Annotated in this window: 13 protein-coding genes; all 13 read right to left on the minus strand. The window is 66.0% G+C overall.

Annotation, left to right across the window (positions count from 1 at the left end):
* Positions 1-44 precede the first annotated feature (44 nt).
* The 13 genes from EV666_RS04055 to EV666_RS04115 all read right to left on the minus strand — a co-directional run bounded on the left by EV666_RS04055 (position 45) and on the right by EV666_RS04115 (position 14,306).
* Positions 45-881, minus strand: a complete 837-nt coding sequence (locus EV666_RS04055) for an LpxI family protein (protein WP_132003463.1) — start codon at positions 879-881, stop codon at positions 45-47.
* Positions 882-1,682, minus strand: a complete 801-nt coding sequence (lpxA, locus tag EV666_RS04060) for an acyl-ACP--UDP-N-acetylglucosamine O-acyltransferase (RefSeq protein WP_132003466.1) — start codon at positions 1,680-1,682, stop codon at positions 882-884.
* Positions 1,683-1,684: 2 nt separating this feature from the next.
* A complete protein-coding gene (fabZ, locus tag EV666_RS04065) occupies positions 1,685-2,149 on the minus strand; it encodes a 3-hydroxyacyl-ACP dehydratase FabZ (RefSeq protein WP_132003469.1) in 465 nt (154 codons plus the stop codon).
* 60 nt (positions 2,150-2,209) lie between these two features.
* Positions 2,210-3,250, minus strand: coding sequence for a UDP-3-O-(3-hydroxymyristoyl)glucosamine N-acyltransferase (gene lpxD, locus EV666_RS04070; RefSeq protein WP_132003472.1), 1,041 nt, complete (start codon positions 3,248-3,250; stop codon positions 2,210-2,212).
* A 101-nt stretch (positions 3,251-3,351) separates the two neighbouring features.
* Positions 3,352-5,712, minus strand: a complete 2,361-nt coding sequence (gene bamA, locus EV666_RS04075) for an outer membrane protein assembly factor BamA (RefSeq protein WP_376885588.1) — start codon at positions 5,710-5,712, stop codon at positions 3,352-3,354.
* A gap of 184 nt (positions 5,713-5,896) precedes the next feature.
* Entirely contained in the window at positions 5,897-7,054 is a 1,158-nt protein-coding gene (gene rseP, locus EV666_RS04080; RefSeq protein ID WP_132003478.1) for an RIP metalloprotease RseP, read from the minus strand.
* Between the two features lie 217 nt (positions 7,055-7,271).
* Positions 7,272-8,489 carry a 1-deoxy-D-xylulose-5-phosphate reductoisomerase gene (dxr, locus tag EV666_RS04085; protein WP_132003481.1) on the minus strand — a complete coding sequence of 406 codons (1,218 nt, stop codon included), beginning with the start codon at positions 8,487-8,489 and terminating at the stop codon, positions 7,272-7,274.
* Between the two features lie 16 nt (positions 8,490-8,505).
* Positions 8,506-9,339, minus strand: coding sequence for a phosphatidate cytidylyltransferase (locus EV666_RS04090; protein ID WP_132003485.1), 834 nt, complete (start codon positions 9,337-9,339; stop codon positions 8,506-8,508).
* The gene (locus tag EV666_RS04095; protein ID WP_132003488.1) at positions 9,336-10,133 is read right to left on the minus strand and encodes an isoprenyl transferase; all 798 of its coding nucleotides are present in this window, start codon (positions 10,131-10,133) and stop codon (positions 9,336-9,338) included. Before EV666_RS04095 ends, EV666_RS04090 begins: the two co-directional genes overlap by 4 nt.
* 182 nt (positions 10,134-10,315) lie before the next feature.
* Positions 10,316-10,879 carry a ribosome recycling factor gene (gene frr / locus EV666_RS04100; RefSeq protein WP_132003491.1) on the minus strand — a complete coding sequence of 188 codons (564 nt, stop codon included), beginning with the start codon at positions 10,877-10,879 and terminating at the stop codon, positions 10,316-10,318.
* 165 nt (positions 10,880-11,044) lie between these two features.
* Positions 11,045-11,755, minus strand: coding sequence for a UMP kinase (gene pyrH, locus EV666_RS04105; protein ID WP_132003494.1), 711 nt, complete (start codon positions 11,753-11,755; stop codon positions 11,045-11,047).
* A gap of 340 nt (positions 11,756-12,095) precedes the next feature.
* Complete coding sequence (gene tsf / locus EV666_RS04110; protein WP_132003497.1) at positions 12,096-13,019, minus strand: translation elongation factor Ts; 924 nt, start codon at positions 13,017-13,019, stop codon at positions 12,096-12,098.
* 270 nt (positions 13,020-13,289) lie between these two features.
* Entirely contained in the window at positions 13,290-14,306 is a 1,017-nt protein-coding gene (locus EV666_RS04115) for a 30S ribosomal protein S2 (RefSeq protein ID WP_132003500.1), read from the minus strand.
* Between the last annotated feature and the right edge of the window lie 513 nt (positions 14,307-14,819).

A 14,819-nucleotide genomic window follows, 5' to 3' on the forward strand; every position in this document is an offset into this window, starting at 1 on the left:
ATCCTGGCTGGAGGCGCGCAGCGCGCGGACGGGCCGACGCCGCGTCAGCCGGCCGGAGAAACACCGACCAGAAACATGCGCCGCCGGTTGGCCTCGGCAACCGTCGCCGCATGGTCGATGATCATCGTCTGCCCGGCGCCCACGGCGATGCCCGCAAATCCCGCCGCAGCCGCGCAACGCACCGTGCGCGGGCCAATTACCGGCATGTCAATGCGCAAATCCTGGCCCGTCTTGGCGGTTTTCACCAGCACCGGCGCCTGGTCGGAACGCGGCAGGCGGCCGCTGCCCCACAATTTTCGCACGCGCGCAATCATGGCGTCTGTGCCTTCCGGCCCCTCCACGGCGCAAACCCGCGTTCCGGCTACGACGACAGCCTGTCCGACGTCATACGGCGCCAGACTGCCAAGCAGGGCAAAACCGATATCGACGGCGGCGGCGGCGGTCGGGGAAACCTCGCCCAGCACGCCCGCCGGGGCCAGCAATCCGGGCGCGAGCGCATGAACACCCGCTACGGTAAAGCCCTGATCTTCCAGAAGGTTGACCACACCACGCAGTAGCCCGTCATCGCCAGCGGCGGCGAGGCGTGAAATCAGCTCGCGATTGCGGAATGCGGAATAGGCCCCCAGAAGCGCCAGCGGCCCGGGGCGATGAACATAGCCAGCCAGGCAAATCGCGCCTGGCCGCCAGGCGTGCAGCACGTCAAGAATACCCCGGGCGTCAAGCAGATCGCGTACGGCGCCCGCCGCGCGGCGCGTGTCGCGGTCGGCAAAGCCACGCAGGGCCAGGATTTCAACCGGACGGCCCTGCTGGCGCAGCGTATGCGCCAGCGCCAGCGGCAGCGCCCCGCCGCCGGCCAGAATGGCGACCGGCGCCTCCACCAATCAGCCCTCGGCCTGGCGCGGGGTGCAGATCGCCCGGTCCCCGCCTTCGCGGATAAACGCCAGCACTTCCGTGACCAGCGGATGTCCGCCCAGTTCGCTTTCCGTATCGGCCACGCGCTCCAGCAGCGTGCCCTCGGCCGCGAACAGCAACCGGTAAGCGCGGCGCAGGGCGTGAATATCCTCACGCGCAAAACCGCGCCGCTTCAACCCGACAAGGTTCAACCCGGCAAGATGGGCGCGATTGCCAATCACCATGCCATAGGGAATGAGATCATTCTCAAGTCCCGACATGCCGCCCACGAACGCATGCGCCCCGACGCGGGTGAACTGGATGACCGCCGCGCCGCCGCCCAGAATGACATGATCCCCCACCGTGACATGGCCCGCCAGCATCACGTTGTTGGACATGATCACGTTGCTGCCGACATGACAGTCGTGGCCGATGTGGGAATTCGCCAGCAGGGCGCAACGGTCGCCGACAACCGTCGCCATCCCCCCACCCGCCGTGCCGGGGTTGATGGTCACGCCCTCACGGATCATGCAGTCGGAGCCGATATCCAGCGTCGAGGCCTCGCCGGCGTATTTGAGATCCTGCGGCGCATGGCCAATCGACGCGAACGGGTAGATTCTGGTGCGGGCGCCGATGGTGGTGCGGCCCGCGACGGCGACATGGCTGACCAGCTCAACGCCATCGCCAAGCGTCACATCAGGACCAACGGTGCAAAACGGGCCAATGCTGACGCCGTGGCCAAGCCGCGCAGCCGGGTCAACGACAGCGAGCTGATGAATGCGGGCGTCCATGGTCACTCAAGCACCAGCATGGCGGAAACCTCGGCCTCGGCGACCAGCAGGCCGTTCACCTTGGCCTCACCGCGATACCACCACATGTTGCGGCGGTTATTGAGCTTGCGCATGTGAAACTCGACAACGTCCCCCGGCTCCACGGGCTTGCGGAACTTGCACTTGTCGATGGTCATGAAAAACACCTGCTTGGGCGCTTTCGACTCCGCCAGCTTGCTGGCGACGCAGATGGCGCCAGCGGTCTGGGCCATGCCTTCAATCAGCAGCACGCCAGGGAACAGCGGGCGGGTGGGAAAATGCCCCTGAAACTGCGGCTCGTTGAACGTGACGTTCTTGATGCCGATGCAGGAATTATCGCGATCGATCTCAATGATGCGGTCCACGAGCAAAAATGGATACCGATGGGGCAGATAGCTCATGATCTGCACAATATCCGCCGACTCAAGCTTTTGCGGCGCCCCTTCCATCAAAATGCTCCTTGCTGATGCCCGTCAGGACCGTAGACGGCTGCTGACCTTCAGAATTGTTCACTTGTTCCTGTCGCGCGACGCAAGCTTTTTCAGCGCCGCGATTTCCCGGAACCATTCCTTGACTGGACGCGCCGGGGTGCCCCCCCAGATGGAGCCGGGCGGCACATCCGAATTGACATTCGATGTCGCCGCGATCTGTGAACCCGCTCCAACCCGGACATGGCCGATGACGCCCACCTGGCCGCCGATGACCACATAATCCTCGATGGTGGCGCTCCCCGCTATGCCCACCTGAGAGACGATGACGCAATGACGGCCGATCACCACGTTGTGGGCGATCTGAACCAGATTGTCGATCTTCGTGCCCTCGCCGATCATGGTGTCGCGCGTGGCGCCCCGGTCAACGGTGGTGTTGGCGCCGATCTCCACGTCGTCCTGGATGATCACCCGGCCAATCTGCGGCAGCTTCAGATGGGACGCGCCCATGGCGAAGCCAAACCCGTCCTGCCCGACGCGGACGCCAGGGTGAATGATGACCCGGTTGCCGAGCAGCGCGTGCTGGATAACCACGCCCGGCGCGACCGAACAGTCACGGCCAATCCGCACGCCCGGCCCGACCACCGACGTTGCCCCGATAACCGAGCCGCGCCCCACCTCAGCGCCGGCGCCGATCACCGCGCCGGGGTCGATGATCGCCCCCTGCTCGATGCGCGCTTCCGGATGCACAAAGGCGCCGGGGGCCAAGCCCGAAGCGCCGAAGAATGACCCAGGCCGCATGGCCTCGGGGTAAAGCGCCGCCAGCACGCCAGCGTATGCCCGATGCGGATCCTTGCAGACCAGGGCGACGGACCCTGCCCCAACCCGCGCGGCGTAACGCTCCGCCACCAGCACCACGCCAGCGCGGGTCGCGCCCAGCTGGGCCACATATCTGGCGTTGTCCATATAGGACAGGTCGTCCGGCCCGGCGCTTTCAAGCGGCGCGACGTCGAGAACCATCCGCGACGGGTCAATCCCTTCGGGAATCGGGGCGCCAGCCAGCGCGGCGACCTCCTGCAGGGCGATGCCGCGCACGGGCCTGAAGAATACCGGGTCAGTCATTATCCGGGGCCATACAGTGAAAACGGCGGGACGTCCAGAAGACGACCCGCCGCGAAGCATATCAGACACAGGCGGCCGCACGGCCGCCCGCCAGCGATAGATCAGAAGCTGCCGCCACCGGAGAAGCGGAACGCCTGGGTGCGGTCGCCGGTCGCCTTCGAAATCGCATAAGCGTAGTCGAAGCGGATCGGACCCAGCGGCGACTGCCACAGGATACTGGCGCCAACCGACGAACGGATCGACTTGGAGTCGTACACGTTCACACACTCCGGCTGAACCGGCAGGCCCGCGGTGCTGCAGCCCATGGCGCCCCAGCCCTCGATAACGCCGTTGTTGTTCAGATCGAAGTAGCGCTTGCCCTTGTAGCCAAAGAGCGTGCCGGCGTCGGCGAACAGGGCGCCCTTCAGGCCAATCTCACGCGGAACCAGCGGGATCGGGAACTGCACCTCGACGCTGGCGCCGAAATAGGTGGTGCCGCCAATGCCGTTGGTGGCCGGATCGCCGTTCAGGTCACGCGGGCCGATGCCGGAGGGCGCGAAGCCGCGCACCAGGGTCGGGCCCATGAAGAACTGGTCGGTCAGGCGCAGGTCCTTGCCGCCGATCGGGCTGATATGACCGCCCTGGATCTTCAGGATGCCGACCACATCATCGAACAGCTCGCGGTAGTAGCGGGCCTCACCGGTGGCGCGGATGAACTTGGAGTCGCCGCCAAGACCAGCCACCTCGGGACGGACCTCGGCAAAGATACCGCTACGCGGATCCTTGATGTTGTCCAGCGTGCTGTACGTCAGCGTGGCGCCAACCAGCGAGGTGATCGTGTTGCCGCGCGATTCCTTCACCGCGATCGAGGCTTCCCCGTCGTAAGCGCAGTTCGGATAGTACGACAGGGCCCCAGGCGTGCCGTCATAGAGATACAGGCCACGGCCTGGATCGTTCGGCGAGAACACCGTGGTGTAGCCTGGCAGCGGCACGCTACAGTCGTTGTAAGGCTTCTTGTAGGTGTTCGGCACCTTCAGGTTGGTCTGATACAGCGAGTAACGCAGCTGCACCGAGAACTCTTCCGTGATCGGCAGGCCGAAGCGGATGGTGCCGCCCGACGTCCGCGTCTCGTAGTTACCGTACCGGGTGTTGTCGACATATTTGGTGAAGATGTCGAAACCGGCGGCGAGACGCTGGCCAAGGAAGTACGGCTCGGTGAACGAGAGCTGCACGCCGTTGGCGCGCTGGCCGAGCTGGCCGGCGAGGCGCACGTACTGGCCGCGTCCCATGAAGTTGGACTCGGAGACAGCCACTTCGCCGATGATGCCGTCCTGGGTCGAATAACCGCCCGACACCGAGAACTGACCCGTGGCCTGATCTTCAACGTCGATGTTGAGGATCACGCGGTCAGGCTGGCTGCCCGGCTCGTTGGTGACGCGCACCTTCTTGAAGTAGCCAAGATTGTTCAGGCGACGCTCGGCGCGATCGACGAGCACCTTGTTGTAGGCGTCGCCCTCTTCCAGGTCGAGCTCGCGACGAATGACGTAGTCGCGCGTCCGGGCGTTGCCGCGGATGTTAATGCGCTCCACGTAAACCCGCGGGCCTTCCTCGACCACATAGGTCAGGCCGATGGTGTTGTTCTGGCTGTCGCGCACGCCGGCAGGCCGCACCTGGGCAAAGGGATAGCCCCGACGCATCACGTCGGTGGTCATCGACTCCATGCCCTTCTCGATGGCGTCAGCGTCATAGACGTCGCCAGGAGAGGTCTTCATGCGGCTGCGCACTTCGTCAGCCGAGACGCCCGGAATGCGCGATTCCACATTCACGTCAGCGACGCGATAGGGCTGCCCCTCTTCCACGCCGATGGTGATGATCCAGCCGCCCTTGGCCTCGTCGAACACCGCGTCGCTCTGCACGATGCGGAAGTCGGCGTAGCCATGCTTCAGGTAGAAGCGACGGATCGCGTCCTCATCCTGGGCAATCTTGTCCGGGTCATACACGTCGGAGGTTTTCAGCCACGACAGCAGGTTCATCTCCGTCGTCTGCATCAGGTTGCGCAGACGGGTCGACGAATAGGCGTGATTGCCGACGAAGTTGATTTCCTTCACGCCGGTCTTGTCGCCTTCCTTGATGGTGAAGACGACGTCGACGCGACCATTGTCGAGCGGCACGACGCGGCTGGAAACAGTGGCGAACCCACGACCGCCGCGCTTGTAGATCTCACGCAGCAGCGCCTCGTCGCTCTGGACTGTCGCCGGGCTGTAGGGATCGCGCGCCTTGGTCGACAGTTCGCCCAGGAGCACGTCCTTCTGGATCTTCTTGTTACCTTCGAAGACCACCCGATTGACGATCTGGCGTTCACTGGCGCGGGAGGCGCTGCGGTGCTGCCCATAGCCCTCCGCTGCCGTCTGGGCCTGGACGCCGACGACGCCGGTCGCCAGCAGGAGCCCGGTCGCAAGAGCAAGACGGCTCACGCCTGTCATACCCACACTGCGGATCGTTGCAGTCACATTCATAAACTGGCCGCCCTGATTCTTATGGACCCCTTCAAGGGGGCGCTATCCATGCGTTCTACGCTGCCTCTCAAAATGCTTCTAACGGGTTTACGTCCGCATGCAATCGAAGAGAGGGTTAACAAAAGGTTTTTTCCCAACCGTGGTTACGAAGTCACGATGCCCGCAGGCCAAACAAACTGCCCAGATGCATGAGATCGTTCCAGGTCACGAACAGCATCAGCATCAGCACAAGGGCAAGGCCAATACGGAAACCATACTCCTGGAGGCGCTCACTCATGGGCCGCCCCCGCACGGCCTCCACTGCATAAAACAGCAGGTGCCCTCCGTCGAGCATCGGAATGGGAAAGAGGTTAAGCAGGCCGATCGACACGGACAGGAACGCCGCCAGGTTCAGCAGCGGCGTCAGCCCCATTTGCGCCACGTGGCCAGACACCTGGGCGATGCGGATCGGCCCTGAAAGCTGATCCACAGATTCTTTGCCAACGATGAGTTTCCCCAGATAGGCGAAGGTGCGGTCCACCACATACCAGGTTTCCAGCGTCCCCATCCGCAAGGATTCCAGCGGGCCGTAATGGCGCACCTGCGCGTCGGCCGGATTGCGCGACCCCTGCACGCCCAGCATGCCGATGCGCTGCTTGCCGAACGGCGTGGACAGCTCGCGCACGGCCGGCGTGGCCTCGATCCGGATCACCGCCCCGCCCCGGTCGACGGTGAAGGCAAGTTTTTCCCCGGCGCTTCCGGAAATGATGCGTTGCATGTCGGCGAAGCTGGCGACCGGCTCGCCGTCGATGGCCCGGACCACGTCGCCGGCATGGAAACCGGCCTGGGCGGCGGCGCTGTTTTCCTGCACGGCGTCGATGCGCGGGACCAGCTCCATCCGGCCATAGATGAAAATGGTGAGGCTGAAGATGACGATGGCGAGAATAAAGTTGGCGACCGGCCCGGCGGCGACGATGGCGGCGCGGCGCGGCAGGGTGGCGTAATGAAAGCTGCGCGCCTTCTCCGCCGGGCTCATGCCGCCAAGCCCGATATGATCCGGCGTGCTGGCCGCGCCCGCGTCGCCTTCGAACTTCACATAGCCGCCCAGCGGAATCGCCGAGACCTTCCAGCGCGTGCCGTGACGGTCGGTCCAGCCGAACAGCTCGCGGCCAAAACCAATCGAAAAAGCCCTGACGCCGACGCCACACCAGCGGCCGACAATGTAGTGCCCGTATTCATGCACGAACACGACGATCGACAGAACAAAAATGAAAGGGATGACCGAGCCCAAAAACGACCCGAACAGACCTGTCAGCCCGCTGATATCCATCGCGCTTCCACTCTCCGCAAATGTTGACGGCAGCCTGGAGACAAATCCGGTCAAACCGGTTCAGGAAACCAGTCTATCCGCTTGATTTAACCACACTTCATCCCGACGCCGCGAGGGAACGCCCCGCCGAAAAACCCGTTGACGTCCCTGTGCATATATCAAACTGAATCCTGGCTGCATTCAGGCGCCGGCGCCTGAAACCGGCGGCGCGCCGCCGTCAGCCAGCACGCCCCGCAGCAAGCGCGGCCGTGGCCCGGGCGCGGGCCTCCGCGTCAATTTCCAGGGCGTCGTCAATGCTCGACGGCGCCGCCACCCCGGCCATGGTTTCGCACACCCTGGCGATGAGCGTCGGGATGGCGCAAAAACCAATGCGCCCGGCAAGAAAGGCGGCGACGGCCACCTCATTGGCGGCGTTGAGCACAGCGGCGGCGCCGCCGCCGGCCGCCATCGCTTCCTGGGCCAGCCGCAACGCCGGAAAGCGCTCCAGATCCGGCGCGCCAAACGTCAGGGAGCCGATCCTGGCCAGGTCGAGGCGTGGCGTCGACAGGTCCAGACGCTCCGGCAACCCCAGGCAATGTCCGATGGGAATGCGCATGTCGGGCGAGGCCATGCCGGCTGTCACCGAGCCATCGGTGAACGTCACCAGCCCATGAATGACCGACTGGGGATGCACCAGCACGTCGAGCCGATCCGGCGGCAGACCGAACAGGTGCATGGCCTCGATCAGCTCCAGCCCCTTGTTCATCAGCGTGGCGGAATCAATGCTGATCTTCGGACCCATCGCCCAGGTGGGATGGGCCAGCGCCTGGGCCGGGGTGATTCCGGCCATGGCGTCGGCGGCCCAGTCGCGGAAGGGGCCGCCGGAAGCGGTGAGCGTCATGCGCTCCACCCTGTCGGCCGGCTCTGCCCCCAGGGCCTGGAAAAGGGCGTTATGCTCGGAATCAACCGGCAACACCGGCACCCCGCGCGCCACTGCGTCGCGCATGAAGGCGGCGCCGGCGCAGACAAGGCACTCCTTGTTGGCGAGCGCCATCACCCGCCCGGCCTGCATCGCCGCGTGCGTCGGGCGCAGACCCGCCGCGCCGGAAATGGCGCCGACGACCACATCGCAGGACAGGGCGACGGCGTCGTTCACCGCCGCCGCGCCGGCTCCGCTGGCAACGCCGGTTCCTTCCAGCGCGGCGCGCAGGGCTGCGCCCTGCGACGGATCCGCCACCGCGACAAACTCCGGCGCAAGCTGACGGGCCAGACGGGCCACGCCGTCAATGTCCGACCCCGCCACCAGGGCGGCGACGCGGAAACGGTCCCGGCGCTCATCCAGCACAGCCGCGGTCGAGCGGCCGACCGATCCGGTGGCCCCCAGAACCGTCACGCGGCGTACGCCCGTGGCCGGCTCCGGCGATTTTGCCGGCGCGGGTTGGAGATGCACGCTCATCGCTTGCCGTCCATGGTCAGAGAACCCCCAGCAACATGCCGACCGCAACCAGCGCGGTGACCGCCCAGAAGCCGTCGAGACGGTCGAGAACGCCGCCATGGCCAGGTATCAGCGCGCCAGAATCCTTGACGCCGGCGCGGCGCTTGAGGGCGGATTCAGCCAGATCGCCGCCCTGTCCGAGAACCGAGGCCAGGACTGAAACGACCACCAGCCGCCACGACAGGCTCCAGTCGAAGCCGAGGGTCAGCAACAGCACCCCGGCCAGCGCGCCAGACACGGTTCCGCCAGCGAAGCCGGACCAGGTCTTGCCCGGGCTGACGCGCGGCCACAATTTTGGGCCGCCAAAGGTCTTGCCGGTAAAATAAGCGGCGACGTCAGTGGTCCAGACCACCGCGAACATCCAGAGCAGCACGCCGAAGCCGATCTCCGGCAGATGCCGCGCGGCGACCGGCGTGACAGCCAGAACGGCGCCAACGGCAAAGCCCAGTAGGGTCTGCGCGGCGCCCGCCGCCGAGCGGGTGACAAGAAACCCGAGCCCGATGCTGGCGATGCCGCCGGCAAGAACCGCAACCCCGGGCCTGTCGGCGAAAGCGACGACGCCGGTCAGCCCGACGAGCGCAGCGGCGCCCCAGCCGGCGGCATAACGGCCCTGCGCCGGGATGGACTGGGCCAGGGCGCACCACTCCCGGGCGGCGACGGCGCCGGCCAGGGCCCAAACGATCGCCAGCGGCCAGCCGCCAGTCCAGGCGGAGGCGAGCGCCACCGCGCCAAGGACGATGGCCGACGCCGTGCGGCGCGCCAGCTCCGGGCGCCCACCCCGGGAGCCGCCTGACAGGAAACCGCCGCTCAAGCCTCTTCGCCTCCCCCGGTCTGGACGCCGGTCTCGCCAACGCCGCCAAAGCGCCTGTCGCGCCGGGTGAATTCGGCGATGGCGGCGCCCAGCGCCTCCCCGTCGAAATCGGGCCACAGCACGGGCGTGAACACATATTCAGAATACGCCGTCTGCCACGGCAGGAAATTGGACGTGCGGATTTCACCCGAGGTGCGGATGACCAGGTCGGGGTCGGGCATGCCAGTGGTGTCCAGCATGCGGCCGACCAGTTCCTCGCCGACGTCTTCCGGCTTCAGCTCGCCAGCGGCCGCCAGTTCCGCGATGCGCCGCGCGGCGGCGGCGATTTCCTGCCGGCCGCCGTAGTTGAACGCCACCACCAGGTTGAGGCCGGTGTTCCGGGCGGTGCGCCTTTCCGCTTCATCCAGAATGGCGCGCACGTCATCCTGGAGGCCGCCGCGCTCGCCGATAAAGCGGACGCGGACGTTAATGCGCTCCAGATCAGCGAGGTCACGGCGAAAGAACAGGCGCAACAGGCCCATGAGGGCGCCGACCTCAGCGGCCGGCCGGCGCCAGTTCTCCGAGGAGAACGAATACACCGTCAGATATTGGAGGCCGATGTCGACGGCGGCGCGCACGGTGCGGCGCAGGGCTTCGACGCCGCGCCGGTGGCCCTCGGCGCGCGGCAGGCCGCGTCGGGTCGCCCAGCGCCCGTTGCCATCCATGATGATGGCGACATGCCGCACGGCGGGGGCGGCGCCGGCCGCCACATCGCCAGAAGCGGGCGTCGTCAACTTTTCACCTGCAACGCCCATCCGTTTCCTGACCCCAGCCCTGGTTCCGGCAAACCCCATCGTCGCCGGCCCCGGTCCGCCTGTCGCGGACAAACCCGGACGCGGACGCCGGATCTGCCTGCCCCTGCAAGTTAGCGCATTCCTCCGAACTGAAGCGAAATCCGCTTCACCGGGCAAGGCGCCCCGAAGGCCCTCGCGGACCGTCAGACCTGCATGATTTCCTTTTCCTTGGCGGCGACGGTCTGATCGGCCTCCGCAACAGCCTGATCCGTGGCCTTCTGCACCTGGTCGCCAAAGCGGGTCTGATCGTCCTCGCTGATGTCCCCAGCTTTCTCCAGCTTCTTGAGCAGGTCCATGCCGTCGCGGCGCACATGGCGGATCGCGACCTTGGCCTCCTCGCCATACTTGTGGGCGACCTTGACCATTTCCTTGCGGCGCTGCTCGTTCATCTCCGGGATGCGCAGGCGGATGACCTGACCTTCGGTGTTGGGATTGAGGCCGAGGTCCGACTCACGGATCGCCTTCTCCACCGCGTTGACCATGCCGCGATCCCAGACCTGGACGCTGAGCAGGCGCGGCTCCGGCACGGAAATCGTCGCCACCTGGCTGATCGGCGTCGCGGCGCCATAGGCGTCCACCGAGATCGGATCAAGCAGGTTTGCCGAGGCGCGACCGGTGCGCAGGCTCGCGAGATCATGGCGCAGCGCATTGATGGCGCCGGTCATGCGGCGCTTGATGTCTTCAAGATCGAAATTCGCGGTTGTCATATGTCTCGCCCAGGCAATCAGTTTGGTTGGGTGGCGGCGCCGCGGCGCGCCAGGCGGAAGAGGCGGCGACGCCGTCCCCGCCTCCGACAGATCGCAGCTTCATAGCGGCTTTATGCGCCGCGCGCGAGCATCGCGCGTCAGCAAACGGAAAACCGCCCCACGATGCTATTGCGGCGCGACCAGCGTGAATGCGCCCTCGCCGCGCAAGGCGGCGCAAATGGCGCCTGGCGTATGCAGCGAGAACACCAGGATGCTGAGGCCGCTGTCCCGCGCCAGCGCGAAGGCCGCGGTGTCCATCACCTTGAGGTCGCGGGCGATGGCCTCCGCGTGGGTCAGGCGGTCGAAACGGATGGCGTGGGGATTGGCGCGCGGGTCGGAATCATAAACGCCGTCAACGTTTGTGCCCTTCAGCAGCACGTCGCACTCCAGTTCGGCGGCGCGCAGGGCCGCGCCAGTGTCGGTGGTGAACCAGGGGTTGCCGGTGCCGCCGCCCAGCACCACCACCTTGCCATTACCCAGATGGTCAATGGCGCGCCGGCGGGCGTAACTCTCGCAAAGGGCCGGCATGGCGATGGCGGACATGGCCCGGGCGGGAACGCCGGCGGCCTCGATGGCGTGCTCCAGCGCCAGGGCGTTCATCACCGTCCCCAGCATGCCGATCGAATCGCCGGCGTTGCGGGTAAGACCGCGCGAGAGACCCTGCACGCCCCGGAAAAAATTGCCGCCGCCGACAACGATGGCGACCTCGAAGCCCGCCCGGTTGGCCGCGGCGATATCGGCGGCAATCGCCGTGAGGGTCTCGCCGTGCAGTCCCGACCCGTTCGGACCGGCGAGCGCCTCACCGGACAGTTTGAGCAGCGCGCGTTTCACCTGCATGCGATCCCCCAATTTCTGGCCAGCTGGCCGGGCGTTCTCCCGCCAGCCGGGCGAAAGGCGGGCGGGACAGCGTCCTCAAGCTCTGGCGCAGCGAGCAGCTTCGCCCAAAAAGCCTCTGATGCGCCAACCCCGGCCAAACGGGCCGGGGTCGGGATTACCAGGCGGGTCGCCGCGGCCGGATCGCCACTTCCGCGATCCGCCCGTCAACCAGCAACAGCGCAGGAGAAGCATTGATCCATCAGATCAAAAACCGAATCCAAACTGCTGTTTATGCTTCAATTTACCTCGAAGCAAACCCGCATCGCGCCTTGGCGCAAGCCTCTTGCGCCAGCCTCTTGCCTCAGCCCTTGGCGGCGGCGGCGACTTCAGCGGCGAAGTCCGGCGCCTCTTCCTTCTCGATGCCGTCGCCCAGACCGTAGCGAACGAAGCCCTTCAGGGCGACCGGCGCGCCGACCTTGCCCTCGGCTTCCTTCAGCACCTGGTTGATGGTCTTCGACGGATCATGGATGAACGGCTGCTCCACAAGGGTGTTTTCCTTGAAGTAGCTCTTCATGCCGCTCTCGACGATCTTCTCGAGCACGTTCTCGGGCTTGCCGGCGTTCTTGTCGCGCAGGATGGCCTTCTCGCGCTCCAGCACCTCGGCCGGGATCGACGCGGCGTCGAGGCCAGCCGGGCTGGTGGCGGCCACGTGCATGGCGATCTGGCGGCCAAGCGTCTCAAGCTGCGACACCTCGCCGGTCGACTCCAGGGCGACCAGAACGCCGATCTTGCCAAGGCCCTCGCCGGCGGCGTTGTGGACGTAGGTGGCGATGAAGCCATTGTCCACGTGCAGGCGGTTGACGCGGCGCAGGTTCATGTTCTCGCCGATGGTGGCGATCAGTTCCTGCAGGCGATCCTTGACGGTGACGCTCTCACCCGGGAAGTGGGCGGCCTCAAGGTTGGCGAGCGTGCCGTCGCCATTAAGGGCGATCTTGGCGGCTTCACGGGCAAACGCCTGGAAGCTGTCGTTGCGGGCGACGAAGTCGGTCTCGGAGTTCACCTCGACGATCGCGGCGGTCTTGCCCGACGACTCAACGGCGACCAGACCCTCGGCGGCGACGCGGCCAGCCTTCTTGGCGGCCTTGGACAGACCCTTCTTGCGCAGCCAGTCGACAGCGGCCTCGATGTCGCCGCCGGACTCGTTGAGCGCCGACTTGCAGTCCATCATGCCCGCGCCGGTCTTCTCACGAAGCTCTTTCACCATTGCGGCTGTAATGTTCGACATGGTCGTCCCCTGAAAATATGGCCAGGAACATGCGTCCGGCCCGGAGCATTTTCAAGCGCGGCTGACGCGGCCTTGCCAACGAAAATGCGTGAAATCAAAAACCTGGGCGTCTTCGCAACCTTGCGCAACCTTGCCTGACGCAAAGCCACAACCCAAGACAGGCAGGGCCCGGCGTTGGTGAAACGCCGGGCCGATCAGTTTCAAAGCCCCCGCCCGGCGACCATCCGGCCACCCGGGCGGATCGCCCTGGAGACGTCAATCAGACCGCGATCAGGCGGCTTCGACGAGCGCGCGCGCCTGGGAAACCCAGTTGTCGCGCTGGATGCGACCATTGAGCTTCAGCTCCGCGTCGAGACGGGCGATATCCGCGTCCTTCAGGGCGCCGATCTGCCAGTAGTGGAAGACGCCGCCTTCGTTCAGCTTGGCTTCCAGCTCCGGGCCAACGCCGTGCAGCTTGGTGAGATCGTCTGGCGCGCCGCGCGGAGCGGCCAGCGCCTCGAACACCTCGTCAGCGAAAGCTTCGGGAGCATCGCTCACGACCAGTTCCTCGACGATCGGCGCTTCTTCAGCGCCCTGATCGAAGCCCATGTCGCCAGCGCCGCGCGAGATGCCGTCGATGGCGGCGCGGGCGACCAGGTCGCAGTACAGCTGGATGGCGCGACCGGCGTCGTCATTGCCCGGAACCGGATAGGTGATGCCGTCCGGGTCGCAGTTGGTGTCAACGATGGCCACGACCGGGATGCCCAGACGACGGGCTTCCTTGATCGCCAGCTGCTCCTTGTTGGTGTCGATGATGAACAGCAGGTCGGGCGTGCCGCCCATATCCTTGATGCCGCCAAGCGCCTTCTCGAGCTTCTCCTGCTCGCGCGACAGCATCAGACGCTCTTTCTTGGTCAGCGCCTGGGCGGCGCCGCTGGAAAGCATCTCGTCGAGCTTGCGCAGACGCTGGATGGAGCCGGCGATGGTCTTCCAGTTGGTGAGCATGCCGCCGAGCCAGCGGGAGTTCACGAAGTACTGGGCCGAATTGCGGGCCGATTCAGCGATGGAGTCGGCCGCCTGACGCTTGGTGCCGACGAACAGCACGCGGCCGCCAGCGGCCACGGTGTCGGACACGGCCTGCAGGGCGCGGTGCAGCATCGGCACCGACTGGGCCAGGTCGATGATGTGGATGTTGTTGCGGACGCCGAAGATGTACTCGCTCATCTTCGGGTTCCAGCGGTGGGCCTGGTGGCCAAAGTGCGCGCCAGCTTCGAGCAGCTGACGCATGGTGAATTCAGGAAGCGCCATGATATTTTCTCCGGTTGTACCTCCGTGGAGCCGAGAAGACCGCCAGCCGGGAAAGCCGCGATCACCGGACAGCCCATTACGCTCATGGGCCAGAACTCCACGTGTGGGATGGCGCGGCTTATAGGCGCCGGACGCCAGTTAGGCAAGTGTCGGGAGCGCCACCGGGCGCAGAAAACCGCCGGAAAACAGCCGCTGACGCAAGGCGCGCCCGAACGTGAAGGCATAATGTCCCCAAAACGCCGGGAATGAACGACGCACAAGGGGCCGGACGTGGCGCAAGGCGGGCCTGAAGCGGGCCGGGACAGTCGCCGTCATGCCCGGGACGCCAGGCCGCCACGCGGGACGGCCTGTCGACAAGAACGCGCGCGCAAGCGAAAACTGCCCTGCGGACCGGGCCCGGCGGGAATCACCGAGGCGGCGCCCGACCGATCTCCAGAGCCATTCACGGAGCCCCGGGCAGGCATGGCCTGGCCAGGGCGCTCGCAGAACGCTGGCCGCGAAGCGCCGGCTGCG

The organism is Camelimonas lactis, assembly GCF_004342915.1.
Classification (GTDB): Bacteria; Pseudomonadota; Alphaproteobacteria; order Rhizobiales; family Beijerinckiaceae; genus Camelimonas; species Camelimonas lactis.

Bases quoted from the DNA above. Each gene is read 5' to 3' on its own strand.
- lpxD (WP_132003472.1), bottom strand. From the start codon at position 3,250: ATGACTGACCCGGTATTCTTCAGGCCCGTGCGCGGCATCGCCCTGCAG.
- frr (WP_132003491.1), bottom strand. From the start codon at position 10,879: ATGACAACCGCGAATTTCGATCTTGAAGACATCAAGCGCCGCATGACC.
- lpxA (WP_132003466.1), bottom strand. From the start codon at position 1,682: ATGGACGCCCGCATTCATCAGCTCGCTGTCGTTGACCCGGCTGCGCGG.
- EV666_RS04095 (WP_132003488.1), bottom strand. From the start codon at position 10,133: ATGGGCGTTGCAGGTGAAAAGTTGACGACGCCCGCTTCTGGCGATGTG.
- bamA (WP_376885588.1), bottom strand. From the start codon at position 5,712: ATGACAGGCGTGAGCCGTCTTGCTCTTGCGACCGGGCTCCTGCTGGCG.
- dxr (WP_132003481.1), bottom strand. From the start codon at position 8,489: ATGAGCGTGCATCTCCAACCCGCGCCGGCAAAATCGCCGGAGCCGGCC.
- pyrH (WP_132003494.1), bottom strand. From the start codon at position 11,755: ATGCAGGTGAAACGCGCGCTGCTCAAACTGTCCGGTGAGGCGCTCGCC.
- EV666_RS04115 (WP_132003500.1), bottom strand. From the start codon at position 14,306: ATGGCGCTTCCTGAATTCACCATGCGTCAGCTGCTCGAAGCTGGCGCG.
- rseP (WP_132003478.1), bottom strand. From the start codon at position 7,054: ATGGATATCAGCGGGCTGACAGGTCTGTTCGGGTCGTTTTTGGGCTCG.
- tsf (WP_132003497.1), bottom strand. From the start codon at position 13,019: ATGTCGAACATTACAGCCGCAATGGTGAAAGAGCTTCGTGAGAAGACC.
- fabZ (WP_132003469.1), bottom strand. From the start codon at position 2,149: ATGGAAGGGGCGCCGCAAAAGCTTGAGTCGGCGGATATTGTGCAGATC.